Below are 14702 nucleotides of genomic sequence, written 5' to 3'. Positions count from 1 at the left end.
GCCAAGACGCAGTCGCTTCTGATTTTTTGAAAACAGCCAATATCCTCGGTTCCCTTGATGAACGAGGCTGGCTCATGATCACAGAACTGAAATCCGTCCACGACATCTGGAAGAGGATGCCGACGGAGCGTCACGCCCGGCTCTTCTTGGAAAACGCGATATGGGGCGATGATCGGTTCTGTCCGCACTGCGGCAGCCTGAGCTCGCGACCGCTCCGCAGCGCGTCTGTGCGCCCGGGTCTGTATCAGTGCGCTGAGCGGGATTGCCGCAGTCAGTTTACTGTCACCACGAAGACGCCGCTGCACGCGACAAAGCTCGACCTGCGTATCTGGATCGCGGCGATGTTCCTCGTGTTGACGTCCTCCAAGGGCATCTCATCGGTGGTGATGTCGCGGCTGTTGGGCGTGAACCAGAAAACCGCTTGGAAACTTGGCCACGCCATTCGCGAGCTCATGGATGATCGACACGGGGTCGCTGGCCGTTTGTCGGGGGTTGTAGAGGTCGACGAGGCCTTCATCGGCGGCAAACCCAAGTTCCGCCATGGGGTGAAGAACAAGCGCGGTCGAGGAACAGGAAAGCCGATCGCTCTGGTGGCCGCGGCGCGAAACGGACAGGCCCGGGCAGTTCTGATCCCGAATGCGCAGGGGGGCACGATGAAGCCCATCATGAAAGGTTGGATCGACCCAAATTCAGTGCTGATCACCGACAAAAACTCAAGCTACCGAAAGATCGGAGCGTCGTTCGCGAACCACTTCACCGTGCAACACAACAAGCGCGAGTATGCCAACCGGAAGACCGGCGCGCATATCAACACCGCTGAGGCGGTAAATGCCGTGGTGCAGCGGGCGCTAATCGGCGTGTATCACCGCCTCGGACATAAGCACCTTCAGCGTTATCTCGATGAGATCCTCTGGCGCTGGAATCACCGCGTCCCCGAGACGAAAGTGCGGAAACGGAAGTCCTGTTCTGGCTTCCGATCAACGGAAACCACGACCGTATGGAAACCGATCCCGGTAGTTGACCAGATGCGGGGTCTTCTGTGTGGCGCGGTGGGCCGTGAGATGCGACGCACCCCTGCATGGGGCCTCCGATGGCCGTAGCCCTTACTTGCAACGAAAGCCCTCTCAGAGCCCATTGTTCTGAATGCTGCGAGACTGATCAGCGACCGCTTTGGCGAAGCCACAGACTTTTCGTGCCGACTGTTGTAGCATTGGCTCAAACATGGTGCTGGGTATGAAAGACAGATACGGATATTCGCTTTCTACGAACTCGCAAAAGGCCAGAGATGCGTATGTTCTTGGCCTTGATCGGTTTCTCGGTGCCGAGATTGGCGTTGAAGCCGCGCTCAAACTGGCGACCCAAGAAGACGAAGGCTTCGCCCTCCCACATGTCGTATTGGCACGTTACCGGCAGCTTGTCGGAGATAGGGCTGGTGCGCAACAATCACTTCATCTCGCCAAACAGTGCGACGGGCCGCTGACAGAACGGGAAGCGCGGCAGATCAAGATCATCGGCCTTTTGATCGACGGCAAAAGCGCCGCTGGATATCAGGCCGCGCGGGATCAATTGCAAGAATATCCCCGTGATGTGATTATCGCGCAAGCCTGCCTCGGCGTCCTGAGTCTGATTGGATTCAGTGGCGAGCCGGGACGCGAAGCCGAGAACCTTGCGCTGGCTGAGATTCTTGAACCCCATTATGGCGATGACTGGTGGCTCAAAGGTCTGTTGGGGTTCGCGCAAGTCGAAGTCGGCCAATTCCACCGTGCCGAAAAGAGCATTGATAAATCACTGACGGCCAATCCGCGAAATGCGCATGGTGCGCATTTTCGATCACATCTCTATTACGAAACAGGCCAGACAGAGGAGGGTTATGCTTTCATCACGGACTGGCAACGCTCCTATCAAAAAGAGGGGCAAATGCATTGCCATATCGCCTGGCATATTGCGCTTTGGGCATTGGCGCGTGGTGATACGGACGAGATGTGGTGCATTGTTGACCGGGATATCGATCCGCGCGGGGCATGGGGGCCTCCGTTAAATGTAATGGTTGATCTGGCGGCGGTTCTATATCGGGCGGAGCTTTCGGGTGTAGAGGTTCCCCAAGAACGGTGGCAGATCGTTTGCGACTATGCCGCAGAGAAGTTTCCGAACCCCGGCTTAGGTTTTGCGGACGCACATGCAGCACTTGGATATGCGATGGCAGGAAGATCCGAGGCACTTCAACGGATCATTTTAGGTGCCAAGGGACCGGCAGCCGACCTTGTGCGATATCTGGCAGAGGCGTTCGGTGCCATCGCTGATCAGAACTGGTCGGACGCGAATGACTTTTTGACAAAAGCGCTCTGGGATCACGCGCGGCTTGGTGGCAGTCGCGCGCAGCGTGATTTGATAGAATATGCGTCAGTCGGTGTCCTGCTGCGGTTGGGGCGTCATGACGAAGCGCGTAGGCAACTTGCCATGCATCGCCCCAAAGCAATTATCGGAAATGCCGTTAAGGGCATCTGACAATAACTTTTCTAAAGCAGACGTGGGCGCAAGCGCAGCGGATGGCAGCTCCGCCCGCGAGCCTCCTTCGCGGACTATTTTCACAGCTGCTTTTTCTCGTGGATAATAGGGATCTTTTTTCGGAACGCCACCCGGTAGAACTCGTCCAGGACTGTCTTGTGGAACCGCTCGACGATGCCGTTGGTTTGCGGGCTCCTGGTTTTCGTCCGCGAGTGGTCGATGTCCTCCACCGCCAGGTAGAGCTCGTATTCGTGCCGCTCCGGGTTGCCGCAATATTCCGTCCCCCGGTCGGTCAGCATCCGGCAGAGCTTCACCTCCTGGTCGTCGAAGAACGGCACGACGCGGTCGTTCAGCAGGTCCGCCGCGGTGATTGGCGTCTTGCGCTCGTAGAGCTTGGCGAAGGCCACCTTCGAATAGGTGTCGATGAAGGTCTGCTGATAGATCCGGCCCACGCCCTTCATGTTGCCGACATAGAAGGTGTCCTCGGCGCCGCAATAGCCCGGACATTCGCTCTCGAACTCGCCGTGCGCCTCCTTCTCGGCCTTGGCCTTCTCGAGCGCGGCGAGTTGGCTCTCGGTCAGGACGATGCCGTCCTGCGCCACCTTCGCCTCCAGCGCCTTCAGACGCTTCTTCATCGTCTCCAGTTCGTGACGCCGCCTGACCCCGCGCACGCCGGCCGGCGAAAGCGAATGGCCGCGTTTGCGCAGCTCGTTGGCGATGCGCACCTGGCCGTAGGCCGGCAGCTCCAGCGACAGCTCGACGATCAGCGCCTCCACCTCCGGCGGCGTCCGGTTCGCCAGGAGCGGCTTGCGCCGCGACAGCTCCTGCAACGCCATCTCGCCGCCGGTCGCCGAGATGTAGGCGACGGAGTAGTTGTTGGCGTTCACCATGAGCTCGGCGGCTTCGATCTGGCGCAAGGAGATCATCTTGCGCAGCGTGGTGAACACGGCCGCGGTGCAGGCCTTGTCCTTCAGGATCGCCACGGCTTCTGGGCAAATACCGTCGAGCAGCTTGACCTTGCGCTGGATGCTGCGCGGGTTGAGGTCCAGCGCGGCTGCGATCATTTCCTCCGAGACACCGCGCTCGATCGCCTTCAGGATCATCCGGTGCTCCTGAATGGGCGCGATCCGGCTGATACGCTTGTTGTAGGTGAATGCCTCCGGGGACTAGGATCACGCGGTCGGTCTGAAGGCTCTTATGCTCACCGCGCTTGAGTTCGGCTTTCACCTCGCCACGCTCGCTAAGCAGCGCTCTGCGCAACCCGAAACCGGCCGGGCCGCCTTGTCGGTAGCCGAGTTCGATCAGACGGCATTGCCCCGCAAAGACCTTGACCGAGAGCTCCCGACTGTATTCGCCAGCCATGGCCCGCTTGACGCTTTTCACGATGGTGGAGGTCGGCGATCCGTCGTTCTCGAACTGCTCGGCGCAATAGGCGACCTGCATCCCGGCTTTGCGACAGCGATACTCGTAGTAGGCCGACTCGTCAGCGTCCTGAAATCGCCCCCAGCGGGTGACATCGTAAACCAGGATCACGCGGTACTCGGCCGCGCCCGACTCGACGTCGGAGATCATCTGCTGCAATGCCCTTCGGCCACCGATGATCAGACCGCTTTTCGCATCATCCGAGTAGGTCTTGATGATCTCGATGCCGCGCCGTTCGGCGTATTCGCCTATGGTCTTTGACTGGTTCTGTGTCGAGTACTGCTGATGCTCGGTGGACATCCTGACGTATTGCGCCGCCAGAATGCGCTCGGGCGCTTCGGCCGGCTCTCCGGATATCGGTGTTCTTGTCCGAGCCACGCCCGCCTCCCGAAAACTCCACGCGCGCTGCCCAAGGCGGATGGCTTCCTAACTCTCGCCCATGCCCAAGCTCCGATTGCCGCTTTTCATGTCTCCTCAGACATTTAGCGGAGAAACATATGAAGTTGCGCGTGAAGATAGGCACAGTTGTGCCGAAGATGGGCACATTTGTGCACCCAGAGGACGTGCCGGCCGACTACCGTGCCGCCGTGGCAATGGCTTTGCATGCGGAGCTCGGGTCGACTCACAGGGCCATCAAGTCCGCCATGAGGTGGACGGGCGCCAGCGAGCGGACGGTGAAATATTGGTTCGCGGGCGAACGCGGACCGAGCGGCGAGCACCTGGTGTCGCTCGCGCGACATTCGGATGCCGTGCTGGTCTTGCTGCTGACAATGGCGGATCGTCTGGTTCTGGAGGATGGTGACGGCTAGGCAGGGATGGCCGGCGGACCCTTGTATCGTGTTCGATATTGGTTATCTTGAGCACACGCGATGTAGGGAGAGCGCCATGTCTCGGACCACCACCATGACCGTGCGCGTCAGCGGCGCGCTCAGCGAGTTCATCGCGACGAATGTCGGCGAGGACGGCGCCTACGAGAACGTCAGCGAGTACATCCGCGATCTGATCCGTCGCGACAAGGAGCGCGTCGAGCGTGAAGCCTTCGACCGGCTGAAGGCCGAGTTGAATCGCGCGTTCGCGGCGCCCGAGGATAGCTACAAGTCGCTGACGGCCGCCGAGGTGATCGCCCGGAACCGGACCTGAGCGCATGGCGATCCGGATCCAGGAAGCGGCGTCCGTCCGTCTCGACGAGATCTACCGATACACGCGTGACATGTGGGGCGAAGCGCAGGCCGAGACCTACATCACCGGCTTGTTCGCCGCGTTCGAACAGATCGAAACGCGCGGTGTGCATTCGCGGGCCGTGCCCGCCGAATTTGAAGTGGAGGGGTATTTCTTCCGGTACGAGCGGCATTTCGTCTATTGGAGGCACCTTTCGAACGGCGATATCGGTATTGTCACGATCCTCCATGAGCCGATGCATCAGATTGATCGTTTCAAGGAGGTTTTCTTCGGATAACGTTCGGCGGACGGCGTCGCACTGACCGTCCTCCGCAGCCTAGGTCTGGCGATGACGGACAGAACGCTCTTGGTTTGTATCTGTTTTGATCATGCATTGTTTTGCAAGCAGCGTAAGGAAGCGTAGGCACGGGTGTTGAACAGAACCTCCTTGGATTCGCCGATTTCAGAATAGATCCCGGTCGCTACTTCCAGCAGCGTTTTCAGGCGCTCCGTTCGATCCGCCACTTGCCCCCGCCGAAGCGTTCTCTCGATCCGGCTCTGGCCGGATTTTTCCGTTGTTTTCTATGGTTATGCGGGAAGGGCTGAGCGCTGGCCCCTGCGCCGGGAGGCTCGGAAGCGGTCTCTCAAGTTCGATATTCTCTGAACCTCTCGACTGCGCTCAATCAGTGTATGCCGCCTGCGCGAAGCCACTATTCGCGGTCAGTTGCCAAGCATGGGCGTAGACGCTTGCCGCAAGTGCTTTCTTTTCATCGGGCGTGAACGGGGGTGACCCGCCCACTTTCTTCGGGGACGACGGCAACCTTCCGTCTGAACCCTGCGCGTGCGTGGCGATCCACGGATGCCAGCGCCCTCTGCGACAGGATTCAGTGTGGCCGTATTGTATGCAGACCTGAATTTTGTCTTATACGCAGAATAATTCACGGATGGCGGGTGGCGGCATGACAGATGCGAAGAGAAGCAATCGGCTAAGCGGCGCGGACGCGGTCGTGCGGATGCTGGAGGCGCATGGCGTAAGCCATGTTTTCGGGCTATGCGGCGACACCAGTTTGCCGCTCTATGACGCCCTGGCGCGGCTCGATCACGGAATCACTCATGTTCTGACGCGGGACGAGCGCAGCGCCGCCTACATGGCGGACGGCTATGCGCGGGTCACGGGCAAGGTCGGGATCTGCGAGGGACCAAGCGGGGGCGGCGCCACATATATCCTGCCGGGCCTTGTGGAAGCGAATGAATCTTCGGTGCCGGTCCTGGCGATCACCACCGATGTGCCGGTCAAGGCGCGAGGGCGCTATCCGCTGACCGAACTGGATCAGGCCAGCCTGTTCGCGCCGTTGACCAAGTGGAACAAGGTGATCGACACCGTCGACGAGATCCCCCTGACAATGCGGACGGCGTTCCGCGCGGCGACGACGGGCAAGCCTGGCGCCTGCCATATCGGGCTGCCCTATGACGTGCAGAAGCAAACGCTGGCGGGCGATGATGTCTGGGGACAGCCGGAGCATGGCGCGGCTCCGTCATGGCGATCGGGCGCCGACCCGCAAGCGGTCGCGGCCGCCGCCGACAGGTTGCTGGCGGCGCGGCTGCCGGTGTTCGTCGTAGGCGGGGGCGTCGTGACTTCGGGCGCCGGCGCCGCGCTGATCGAGCTGGCCGAAGCGCTGGACGCGCCGGTCTGCACGACGATTACCGGCAAGGGCGCCGTGGCTGAAACGCATCCGCTCGCTGTGGGCGTCGTGGGCGCCAATGGCGGCGTGCCGGCGACGCGTAACGTGATTGAGCAGGCGGATCTGGTCGTCTTCGTCTCCTGCCGCGCCGGCTCGACCACAACCGAGCATGGAACGGCGCCGAAACCGGGCGTGCCGATCATCCACATCGACATCGATCCGATGGTGATTTCCTGCAATTACGCGACCGACGTCGCCATCGTCGCCGACGCGCGCCTCGCGCTGGAGGCGCTGGGAGGGGCGATCCGCAATCGGCCAAGGCGACGCGTGGCGGATTCGGTGGACGGGCGGCCGGCGGCGGAAGCGGCGAAGAAGGAGAAATGGGCCGAATTCAACAAGATCGCGGCCAGCGAGGGGCGACCCATTCGGCCGGAACGGGTCTTCGCCGCGCTGAACGCGGCGCTGCCCGAGAATTCGATCGTAGCGGCCGATCCGGGAACGCCCTGCCCATACGCCTCGGCCTATCTAGAGATGCGCCGTCCGGGCCGCTATTTCATCACCAACCGGGCGCATGGCGCGCTGGGCTATTCCATGTCGGCGGCGGTGGGCGCCTGGTTCGGCCGGCCGGACGCGATGGTTGTGTCGCTGATGGGCGATGGCAGTTTCGGCTTCACGGTGGGCGAGCTTGAGACCATCCAGCGCCACAATGTTCCGCTCAAGATGATCGTCTTCTCGAACGCGGTGTTCGGCTGGATCAAGGCCAGCCAGAAGGACGGCTACGACGAGCGCTACTTCTCCGTCGATTTCAACAGGACCGATCATGCAAAGGTCGCCGAGACCTATGGCGTGAAGGCATTCAGAGTGGAGGACCCACTCGAGGTCGAGACGGCGATCCGCGCGGCGCTGGAATATCCGGGCGCGGCGCTCGTGGACGTGATCTCGCAGCAATTGCAGGATGCGGCGGCCCCGGTCAGCCAGTGGATGGGTTGATCGCCATCCACACCCAGGCGGAGAATGCGTGAATTCTCGACGCGATCGCGGCCGGAAACGCGCAAGCCGCGCGTGATCTTTTGAGCGCACATGTCTACGGGCGGGTCGAACAGATCACCGAAGCGATCCGCGAGGGCTACGCGATCAACTACTTGAATCAATCCGGGCAAGGGACAGGCTGACCATCGCCCGCCGATGGCGGGAAAGCGGCGCAACCGGGCACGCTTCGATCAGCGCTCCCCGAACGGCATTGTCCCGAGCAACGAGCACCTCGAAATTCGCCTTCCCGAACTCCGCGCACATTGCGGGTGTGACGACACAGCCGCATCCTCCATGCTGGCGTCAGAATCAAAGGCGACGATCAGCACCCCGTCGCGCGAGAGCGGCGCATCGACCCGGGGCGGCCTTCGCTCGGGTCGCTTCATGTCGCAATCCGGTAGCGAGACTGGACAAGCCCGGAGGGAAAACTCCTGGTTTCCTCGTGGACCAGCGGAATGTCCCCGGCCAGGCCGCCGAACAAGCGGCGCCCTTCACCAAGGAGCACCGGCACGCTCGTGAGCACCATGTCGGTGATCAAACCCGCCCGCAGGAACGATTGGATAACGAGGCCGCCATCCACATAGACCCTTCGGCGCCCCTCGGATTGCAGCATGCGCATTGACGCTTCCGGTGCGCCGTCAATCACCCGGACCTTGTCAGCCAGATCCGGGGCCAGATCATCCTGCGTCATCGTGGCCGACAGAACGACAACTGGCCGGTTGTAGGGCCAGGGTCGCACCGATTGCATTTTTTCGAAGGTTCCACGGCCCATCAGGATGACGTCGATATTCGCGATAAACGCGGCGTAGCCGTGGTCTTCGTCTGGATTATCCCGCTCCAGGAGCCAGGCGATGTCACCGTCGCTCCGGGCGATGAAGCCATCCAGGCTTGTCGCAATGAAAACATGCCCCGTGATCATTCCGCACCTTTATTCCCACCTGATATAGAGAGATATCCGCTCAACATAGTTGGATCAAATCCGATATCGGATCGAGATAATTCGCTGGATCAAGTATTCGCGGACGCGATCACGGCCGGGCGCATAGAGCGAACGGCAGTTTGTTCCGCATCGCCGCGCTGATGTCTGGAGTCACGTTTCGCGACGAGACCTGAGACTGAACCTGATGCTCAAACCGGATGATGGCCGAGGGTCCTTTTTGTCGGGCGGATCTGCCCCGCGACTTCCGTGACGGATACGCCGAGCGTGGTCTTGCGGTTCGGTGCGGCGCTACGGATATGGAGCCCGGCGACCGGACGGTCGAAACCCCGCGCTGTGAGGCTCCACTCCGACAGTATGCATTTGCTCCGACAAGGGGCGGGCGGCGGTAGCCGCCCCATCGAGGTCAGAGCGCGCGGCCGAAGTATCTCGAAGCGATCTGGGCCACCCGAATCTCCGGTCTTCCCTCTTCGATCCCGAGATAGACCTGGCTTCAGGCCTGGCGCTTCGAACCGCCATGTCGGCGCGCACGCCATTCACTGTCATCTTCCATATTGGCTGGTCGAGACCGAGGGCGTGATCCGGCCTGGGAGGCTTGCGCGCCAGCGCGGCCAGCTTGCGGCGGAGCGACGAACTAGAAAATGCGTCCGCCGCGAGCCGGGTCCATCCCATCTTCTCCCGCAAGCGGTCAGGACTGGCGCGACGCGTCCTTGCCCCGAAGCCGCGACCACCACGACCGCAGCCGCTCTTTCAGGGCGCCGCCTTTTTCTCTGAGGCGCATCACCCGCGTCCTGGGCAGAGTGACGGTCAGCGCCCCATCGCGGAACTCGGCCTCTGCGAGATCGGGATCGACGCCCGCCGGCAGGGGGATGCGCCGCTCGAAGCTCCCGTGAACGCCCATTGCGAAACGGCGTCCGCGATCCACCGAAAACGCGCTGCGTTCCGCCCGGATCGTGAGCCCCCTGTCATCCAGCTGAACCTCGACATCCCGTTCCCTCAACCCCGGCAGACTGGCCCTGACGACGATCGACTCGTCGCTCTCGGTGACGGTCATCGCGGGACGGACCGCATTGGTCCAGCGCGCCTCCCGGCCTGACGGTGAAGGCGGCAGAAACTCGTCGAGCAAGCGGTTGAACCTCTCCTGGACGACCCGGAAAGGATCATGCGCCGCAACGCGCCGGTAGAAAGGCGCAGGAGCGTCAGAAATGCGCCACCAGTCGGCGGGCGCATACAAGGTGATATCAGAGCTCGTTCTCATACCCACATCCTCCATCAAGCAACATGGTTACAAGCGTATGGCATCGCTGGCGCATCCAGCCGCAGACCCCTGATGAGGCGGCCTGTCAAAGCTGATTTAGAAAGCAGACCCCCCGCGTCAAGAGTGCGCCGACGCCTCGATGAGCGGCAGATAAAGCGCGCCATATCAGCATGTTGAGAGTGAGCGACGCCCAACGCTTTCCCCTCTTGAATTTCGTTCGGCTTCTCACATCTAAAACCCGGGTCGCCGGACTTCCGGCCGGTCTCACCCTCTTGAAAATCTTAATCCGCATTCATCCGTTCGAGGAACTGAGCCGATGCAGATCGAGTTTCGACACGACAGGACACGCAACGAAACACCCCCCCCTAGCCCCCTCCCCCACGCCGAGCCGTTGACGCCAGACTACCGGGCCAAGCCCTGGGGTCGCCGAGACGGCCTTCAAGCTCCTGACGACGCCCAACCCCTAGGCGAGGTCGTCTTTGATGCGGCCCGATCGGGCCTCGTCATCAAATGGCTCCAAACCAGCGAGCCGCTCTCCATCCAGGTTCACCCCCAGCACGGTCCCGACCGCAAGCACGAATGGTGGTACGTCGCCGATGCCAGGCCGGGCGCATATCTCCACTTGGGCCTGAAACATCCGGCGACCCGAGCCGAAATCCGCCGCGCCGCCGAGGATGGCGCCCTTCCTCAAATGCTGCGGCGGATCGAGCCCGCTGTAGGCGATATGTTCTTCGTAGAGGCGGGCGCAATCCACGCCCTCGGCCCGGGCCTGACGGTGATCGAGGTCCAGGAACCGAGCGACGTCACATGGCGTCTCCACGATTACGGCCGTCCGCGCGAACTGCACCTCGAACAGGGGTTGCGAGAGGCCATCCTCGACCCTCGTCCCCTCACGCCGACGCCGGCCGCCGCTGCTCCGTTCCGGGTCGCCCTGGAAACGCTCACGCCCGATCAGCGCGTCACACTGACGGCGCCCCGCGCCGGCGTCGCAGTGGCGCAAGGCGGCGGCGCTTTCGGCGAACGCCGCTATGAACCCTACCAGTGCTGGGAGGTCGGCGGATCGCTTTCCATCCGCGCAGCCGAACCCACGGTTCTGATCGTCGCCGAACCGCAGGAAACCCAAATGGACGAGGATGCGCCTTGGAGGGCCCGCCAATGATGCATGTTACCCCGCCCGTCCGACATATCGCGCTCATCGGGAACTATCCGCCCCGCAAATGCGGCATCGCGACCTTCACGGCGGATCTCTCCGCGGCGCTGACGCAGGCCGATCCGGCGCTGGAGATCCGAACCTTCGCGATGACCGAGCCGGGGCAGGAATACGGCTACCCGGCCGAGGTGAACTACGAGATCGCCCAGGACGACCCCGAAAACTATCGGGCCGCCGCCGAGCACATCAACGCGATGAATCCCGACGCCGTGCTGATCCAGCACGAGTTCGGCATCTTCGGCGGCCCATCGGGCGAATACCTGCTGAGCCTCACCGAGCGGCTCAGATCGCCCATCGTCACCACGCTGCACACGGTCCTGACCGAACCGCAGCCCGATCAGCGCCGGGTCATGGAGAGGCTGGCCGCGCAATCCGACCGTCTGGTGGTGATGGCCGAAAAGGGCCGCGCCATCCTGACCGAGCGCTGGGACATCCCCGAGTCCAGGATCGCGGTGATCCCGCATGGCATCCCCGATCTGCCGTTCCTCGATCCGGCGTTCCAGAAGCATCATTTCGGGCTTGAAGGGCGCAAGATCATCCTGACCTTCGGCCTCTTGTCCCCGAACAAGGGGATCAAGCACATGATCGCCGCCCTGCCCGATCTGGTGCGCGATCACCCGGATCTGACCTATGTCATCCTCGGGGCGACGCACCCCCATCTTGTCGCCTCGGAAGGCGAGGCCTACCGTGAAAGGCTGGCCGCGCAGGCCCGGTCGCTCGGGGTGTCGGACCATCTGCGCTTCGTCAACGAATATGTCGACACGCCCACGCTGCAGGCGTGGCTTTCGGCGGCGGACATCTATGTCACCCCCTATCTGCACGAGGCGCAGATCACGTCCGGCACGCTGTCCTACGCGGTGGGGCTGGGCAAGGCGGTGGTCTCGACCCCCTATTGGCATGCCCAGGAATTGCTCGCCGACGACACGGGCGTGCTGGTTCCTTTCGCCAATCCCGATGCGCTTGCCCAAAGCATCGGCGAATTGCTGCGCAACCAGGTGCGACGCGACAGCCTGCGGGCGCGCGCCTATGACGCGGGGCGGCGCATGATCTGGCCCGAGGTCGCGCGCGGCTACCTCTCGCTACTGGCCAACGCGCGCGCCGTTCACCGGCCCGCGCACGCAATCCGCACTCTGCGACCCGGCAAGAGCGCGCCGCAAATCTCGACTCTCACCGCGGTCGACCGGATGGTCGATGGTTGCGGCATGTTGCAGCACAGCCGGTCGTCCATCCCGGACCGGCGGCACGGGTATTGCCTCGACGACAACGCCCGCGCGCTGATGCTGGCCGTCGATCTGAAATCCGAAGGGATCGAACCCGAACGCGCCAGCCGCATCATCGACACCTGCGCCGCCTTCGTCGAAGACGCCTGGGACGAGCATCGCGCCGTATTCCGCAACTTCATGGACTACCAGCGGCGCTGGCTCGAAACGCAGGGCTCGCAGGACAGCCATGGCCGGGGGCTTTGGGCGCTGGGCCGGGTGATTGCGGGCACCGACGACCACAGGCTGAAACTCTGGGCCACCGCGCTGGCGGAACGTGTCATCCCGGAAAGTGGCGAACTGACCTTCCCCCGCGCGCGGGCCTTCGCCGTTCTCGGGCTGGCGAACTGGCTGTCCGTCTATCCGGGTCATCGCGCGGCGCGCGCGCTGGTGGAGCGCTTCGCCACCGAATTGCACGACCTACTGCTCCGCGAACGCCACGAAGGATGGGTCTGGTTCGAGCCGACACTCGCCTATGACAACGCCCGCCTGCCCGAAGCCCTGATCGTGGCCGGGCGGCTGCTTGGCCACGACGCCATGACGCAAAACGGGATCGCCGCGCTCGACTGGCTGGCCGACATCCAGACCGGCGCCGGCGGCGTCTTCCGCCCGGTGGGCACCGAAAGCTTCGGCCGCCGCCATGAGCGACCCCGGCCCTTCGACCAACAACCGCTCGAGGCCTGGGCGATGATCGACGCCTGTGAGGCCGCCTTCGGGGCGACAGACACTCCCGTATGGACGATCCGCGCGGAAACGGCGTTCGACTGGTACCTGGGGCGCAACGATCTGGGGCTCAGGATGACGACCCCGAACGGCGGTTGTTTCGACGGGTTGCAGGTCGACCGGGTGAACCTCAATCAGGGGGCGGAGTCGATCCTGGCCGTTCAGTTCGCCGTCCTAGCGATGCGTCGATTGCGCAGGCAGCAAAGGAAACATCCGGAACTGATCACGATGGCGCGGAGGTGACATGGTTCCCGTCTGCCTGCTGCCTGAGCGGATTCACGGCGACGCCGCGCGCGTCGTCGTGCGACATTTCCCGTTTCCGCCCGAAACCCGGTCCATCGACCCGGCGGTCGATGGCCGGGCCCATCGCATCGTCGAGACATTGCGCAGCCTCGACGACGCGACCATCGAGAACGAGTTGGAGACGCTGCTCGCGGATTTCGAAAACCGCCACCGAGAGGTGCGCCAGTATTTCGAGGATCGCTACGAGGCAATCGCCCGCGACCTCGACCTGCCCACCCCCGCGCGCAATGCCGAACGGGCGCTGATCGGGGCCTATTTCTGCCACGAATATTCCTTTGAGGCCGCGGCGCTGATGAACCCGAGCGTCGTGCTCCATCCCGATCAATCGGGGCTCGGCCCCGATGAAATCCGTTTCCTGATGTCCCTTCGGGCGGTTGGCGAAGGACATATTTCCTCCATCACCTTCCGTCAGGGCGTCCTGTCGTCAGACGGCGCCATGCAGCTGCGGCCTGAATCCAGGCTCGCGGTCGCGGCCTCGCCCGAGACCGGAACCGACGGCCATCTCCGGCTGCAACGCCAAGATGGCGGACCGATCGAGGAAACGGTCCTCTTCCCGGTGACGCAAGCGCACCGCGGCGGGCTCGAAGACCTGCGCCTCGTCAAGTTTGACGATGGCGACGACAGCTTCTACTGCGGCACCTATACGGCGTGGAGTGGGCGCGAGATCGCCTCGGAACTGCTGATCACCCGCGACTTCAGGAGTTTCGATCTGCGCCCCATCTCCGGCTGCGCGGCCCGCGACAAGGGGATGGCGCTGTTCCCGCGCCGGATCGGCGGCGACTACGCCATGATCGTGCGGCAGGATGCGGAGAACCTGTATTTCATCCGTTCCGCCGATCTGTCCTGCTGGAGCGCGGGCGAAAAGATCGCCGGCCCCATGCACACATGGGAACTGGTGCAGATCGGCAATTGCGCCCCGCCGGTGGAGCTGGACGAAGGCTGGTTATTACTTACGCATGGCGTGGGGGCGATGCGCAAATATTGCATCGGCGCCATGCTGCTCGACAAGGACAACCCCGCGCGCGTTCTCGGCCGCTCGCGCACGCCGCTGCTTTCGCCTTCGGATGTGGGGCGTGAAGGCTACGTGCCCAATGTCGTCTACACCTGCGGCGCGCTGCGCCACGGCGACTATATGTTCATGCCCTTCGGCATCGCCGACTGCATCGTCGGCTTCGCCATGGTCCGTATCGACCGTTTCCTGGAAACTCTCGTGTGA

The 14702-nt window shown here is 62.8% G+C and carries 12 protein-coding genes and 3 pseudogenes; 9 read left to right on the top strand and 6 right to left on the bottom strand.

Annotation, left to right across the window (positions count from 1 at the left end; genetic code table 11):
• The first annotated feature begins 74 nt into the window (after window positions 1-74).
• Both G5B40_RS02475 and G5B40_RS02470 read left to right on the top strand, forming a co-directional pair.
• Window positions 75-1100: an IS1595 family transposase gene (locus G5B40_RS02475; protein WP_165094576.1), complete on the top strand. Its 1026-nt coding sequence runs from the start codon at window positions 75-77 to the stop codon at window positions 1098-1100.
• Window positions 1101-1233: 133 nt separating this feature from the next.
• On the top strand, window positions 1234-2505 hold the full coding sequence (locus G5B40_RS02470) for a tetratricopeptide repeat protein (RefSeq protein ID WP_165094573.1): 1272 nt from the start codon (window positions 1234-1236) through the stop codon (window positions 2503-2505).
• A 110-nt stretch (window positions 2506-2615) separates the two neighbouring features.
• On the opposite strand, the pseudogene G5B40_RS02465 reads toward G5B40_RS02470, so the two are convergent.
• From G5B40_RS02465 to G5B40_RS21460, 3 pseudogenes are all read right to left on the bottom strand, one after another.
• A pseudogene (locus G5B40_RS02465) lies at window positions 2616-3350 on the bottom strand (integrase core domain-containing protein); the annotation flags it as partial.
• Between the two features lie 63 nt (window positions 3351-3413).
• A pseudogene (locus G5B40_RS21495) lies at window positions 3414-3608 on the bottom strand (plasmid partitioning protein RepB C-terminal domain-containing protein); the annotation flags it as partial.
• A gap of 289 nt (window positions 3609-3897) precedes the next feature.
• Window positions 3898-4227 (bottom strand): annotated as a pseudogene (locus tag G5B40_RS21460) (recombinase family protein); the annotation flags it as partial.
• Between the two features lie 197 nt (window positions 4228-4424).
• Here G5B40_RS21460 and G5B40_RS02455 point away from each other — a divergent pair.
• The 4 genes from G5B40_RS02455 (at window position 4425) to G5B40_RS02440 (ending at window position 7757) form a co-directional block, all read left to right on the top strand.
• The gene (locus G5B40_RS02455; protein ID WP_165094567.1) at window positions 4425-4736 is read left to right on the top strand and encodes an XRE family transcriptional regulator; all 312 of its coding nucleotides are present in this window, start codon (window positions 4425-4427) and stop codon (window positions 4734-4736) included.
• 76 nt (window positions 4737-4812) lie between these two features.
• A complete protein-coding gene (locus tag G5B40_RS02450) occupies window positions 4813-5067 on the top strand; it encodes a ribbon-helix-helix domain-containing protein (RefSeq protein ID WP_165094564.1) in 255 nt (84 codons plus the stop codon).
• A 4-nt stretch (window positions 5068-5071) separates the two neighbouring features.
• Complete coding sequence (locus tag G5B40_RS02445) at window positions 5072-5383, top strand: type II toxin-antitoxin system RelE/ParE family toxin (RefSeq protein WP_165094562.1); 312 nt, start codon at window positions 5072-5074, stop codon at window positions 5381-5383.
• Between the two features lie 661 nt (window positions 5384-6044).
• Window positions 6045-7757 (top strand): thiamine pyrophosphate-binding protein, encoded by a 1713-nt coding sequence (locus tag G5B40_RS02440; RefSeq protein ID WP_165094559.1) that lies wholly within the window; start codon window positions 6045-6047, stop codon window positions 7755-7757.
• Between the two features lie 421 nt (window positions 7758-8178).
• Here G5B40_RS02440 and G5B40_RS02435 read toward each other — a convergent pair whose 3' ends face one another.
• Together G5B40_RS02435 and G5B40_RS02430 are read right to left on the bottom strand one after the other, a co-directional pair.
• Window positions 8179-8715, bottom strand: coding sequence for a dihydrofolate reductase family protein (locus tag G5B40_RS02435; RefSeq protein ID WP_165094557.1), 537 nt, complete (start codon window positions 8713-8715; stop codon window positions 8179-8181).
• A 706-nt stretch (window positions 8716-9421) separates the two neighbouring features.
• Window positions 9422-9991 (bottom strand): Hsp20/alpha crystallin family protein, encoded by a 570-nt coding sequence (locus tag G5B40_RS02430; RefSeq protein ID WP_165094554.1) that lies wholly within the window; start codon window positions 9989-9991, stop codon window positions 9422-9424.
• 316 nt (window positions 9992-10307) lie between these two features.
• On the opposite strand from G5B40_RS02430, the gene G5B40_RS02425 reads away from it, so the two are divergent.
• Window positions 10308-11150, top strand: coding sequence for a class I mannose-6-phosphate isomerase (locus G5B40_RS02425; protein WP_165094552.1), 843 nt, complete (start codon window positions 10308-10310; stop codon window positions 11148-11150).
• Window positions 11147-13426, top strand: coding sequence for a glycosyltransferase family 4 protein (locus G5B40_RS02420; protein ID WP_211907400.1), 2280 nt, complete (start codon window positions 11147-11149; stop codon window positions 13424-13426). The genes G5B40_RS02425 and G5B40_RS02420 overlap by 4 nt, the downstream gene beginning before the upstream one ends.
• On the opposite strand, the gene G5B40_RS20935 is transcribed toward G5B40_RS02420, so the two are convergent.
• Window positions 13407-13637: a hypothetical protein gene (locus G5B40_RS20935; RefSeq protein ID WP_211907399.1), complete on the bottom strand. Its 231-nt coding sequence runs from the start codon at window positions 13635-13637 to the stop codon at window positions 13407-13409. The genes G5B40_RS02420 and G5B40_RS20935 overlap by 20 nt on opposite strands.
• On the opposite strand from G5B40_RS20935, the gene G5B40_RS02415 reads away from it, so the two are divergent.
• Complete coding sequence (locus G5B40_RS02415) at window positions 13602-14702, top strand: glycoside hydrolase family 130 protein (RefSeq protein WP_211907398.1); 1101 nt, start codon at window positions 13602-13604, stop codon at window positions 14700-14702. The genes G5B40_RS20935 and G5B40_RS02415 overlap by 36 nt on opposite strands.

Source organism: Pikeienuella piscinae (genome assembly GCF_011044155.1).
Classification (GTDB): Bacteria; Pseudomonadota; Alphaproteobacteria; order Rhodobacterales; family Rhodobacteraceae; genus Pikeienuella; species Pikeienuella piscinae.
Note: the sequence above shows the minus strand (reverse complement) of the source record. Positions and strands in the feature narration are given on the sequence as shown.

What these genes read in the sequence shown, in the direction of transcription:
- G5B40_RS02475 (WP_165094576.1), top strand. Translation starts at nt 75, where the DNA reads ATGATCACAGAACTGAAATCCGTCCACGACATCTGGAAGAGGATGCCG.
- G5B40_RS02470 (WP_165094573.1), top strand. Translation starts at nt 1,234, where the DNA reads ATGAAAGACAGATACGGATATTCGCTTTCTACGAACTCGCAAAAGGCC.
- G5B40_RS02455 (WP_165094567.1), top strand. Translation starts at nt 4,425, where the DNA reads ATGAAGTTGCGCGTGAAGATAGGCACAGTTGTGCCGAAGATGGGCACA.
- G5B40_RS02450 (WP_165094564.1), top strand. Translation starts at nt 4,813, where the DNA reads ATGTCTCGGACCACCACCATGACCGTGCGCGTCAGCGGCGCGCTCAGC.
- G5B40_RS02445 (WP_165094562.1), top strand. Translation starts at nt 5,072, where the DNA reads ATGGCGATCCGGATCCAGGAAGCGGCGTCCGTCCGTCTCGACGAGATC.
- G5B40_RS02440 (WP_165094559.1), top strand. Translation starts at nt 6,045, where the DNA reads ATGACAGATGCGAAGAGAAGCAATCGGCTAAGCGGCGCGGACGCGGTC.
- G5B40_RS02435 (WP_165094557.1), bottom strand. Translation starts at nt 8,715, where the DNA reads ATGATCACGGGGCATGTTTTCATTGCGACAAGCCTGGATGGCTTCATC.
- G5B40_RS02430 (WP_165094554.1), bottom strand. Translation starts at nt 9,991, where the DNA reads ATGAGAACGAGCTCTGATATCACCTTGTATGCGCCCGCCGACTGGTGG.
- G5B40_RS02425 (WP_165094552.1), top strand. Translation starts at nt 10,308, where the DNA reads ATGCAGATCGAGTTTCGACACGACAGGACACGCAACGAAACACCCCCC.
- G5B40_RS02420 (WP_211907400.1), top strand. Translation starts at nt 11,147, where the DNA reads ATGATGCATGTTACCCCGCCCGTCCGACATATCGCGCTCATCGGGAAC.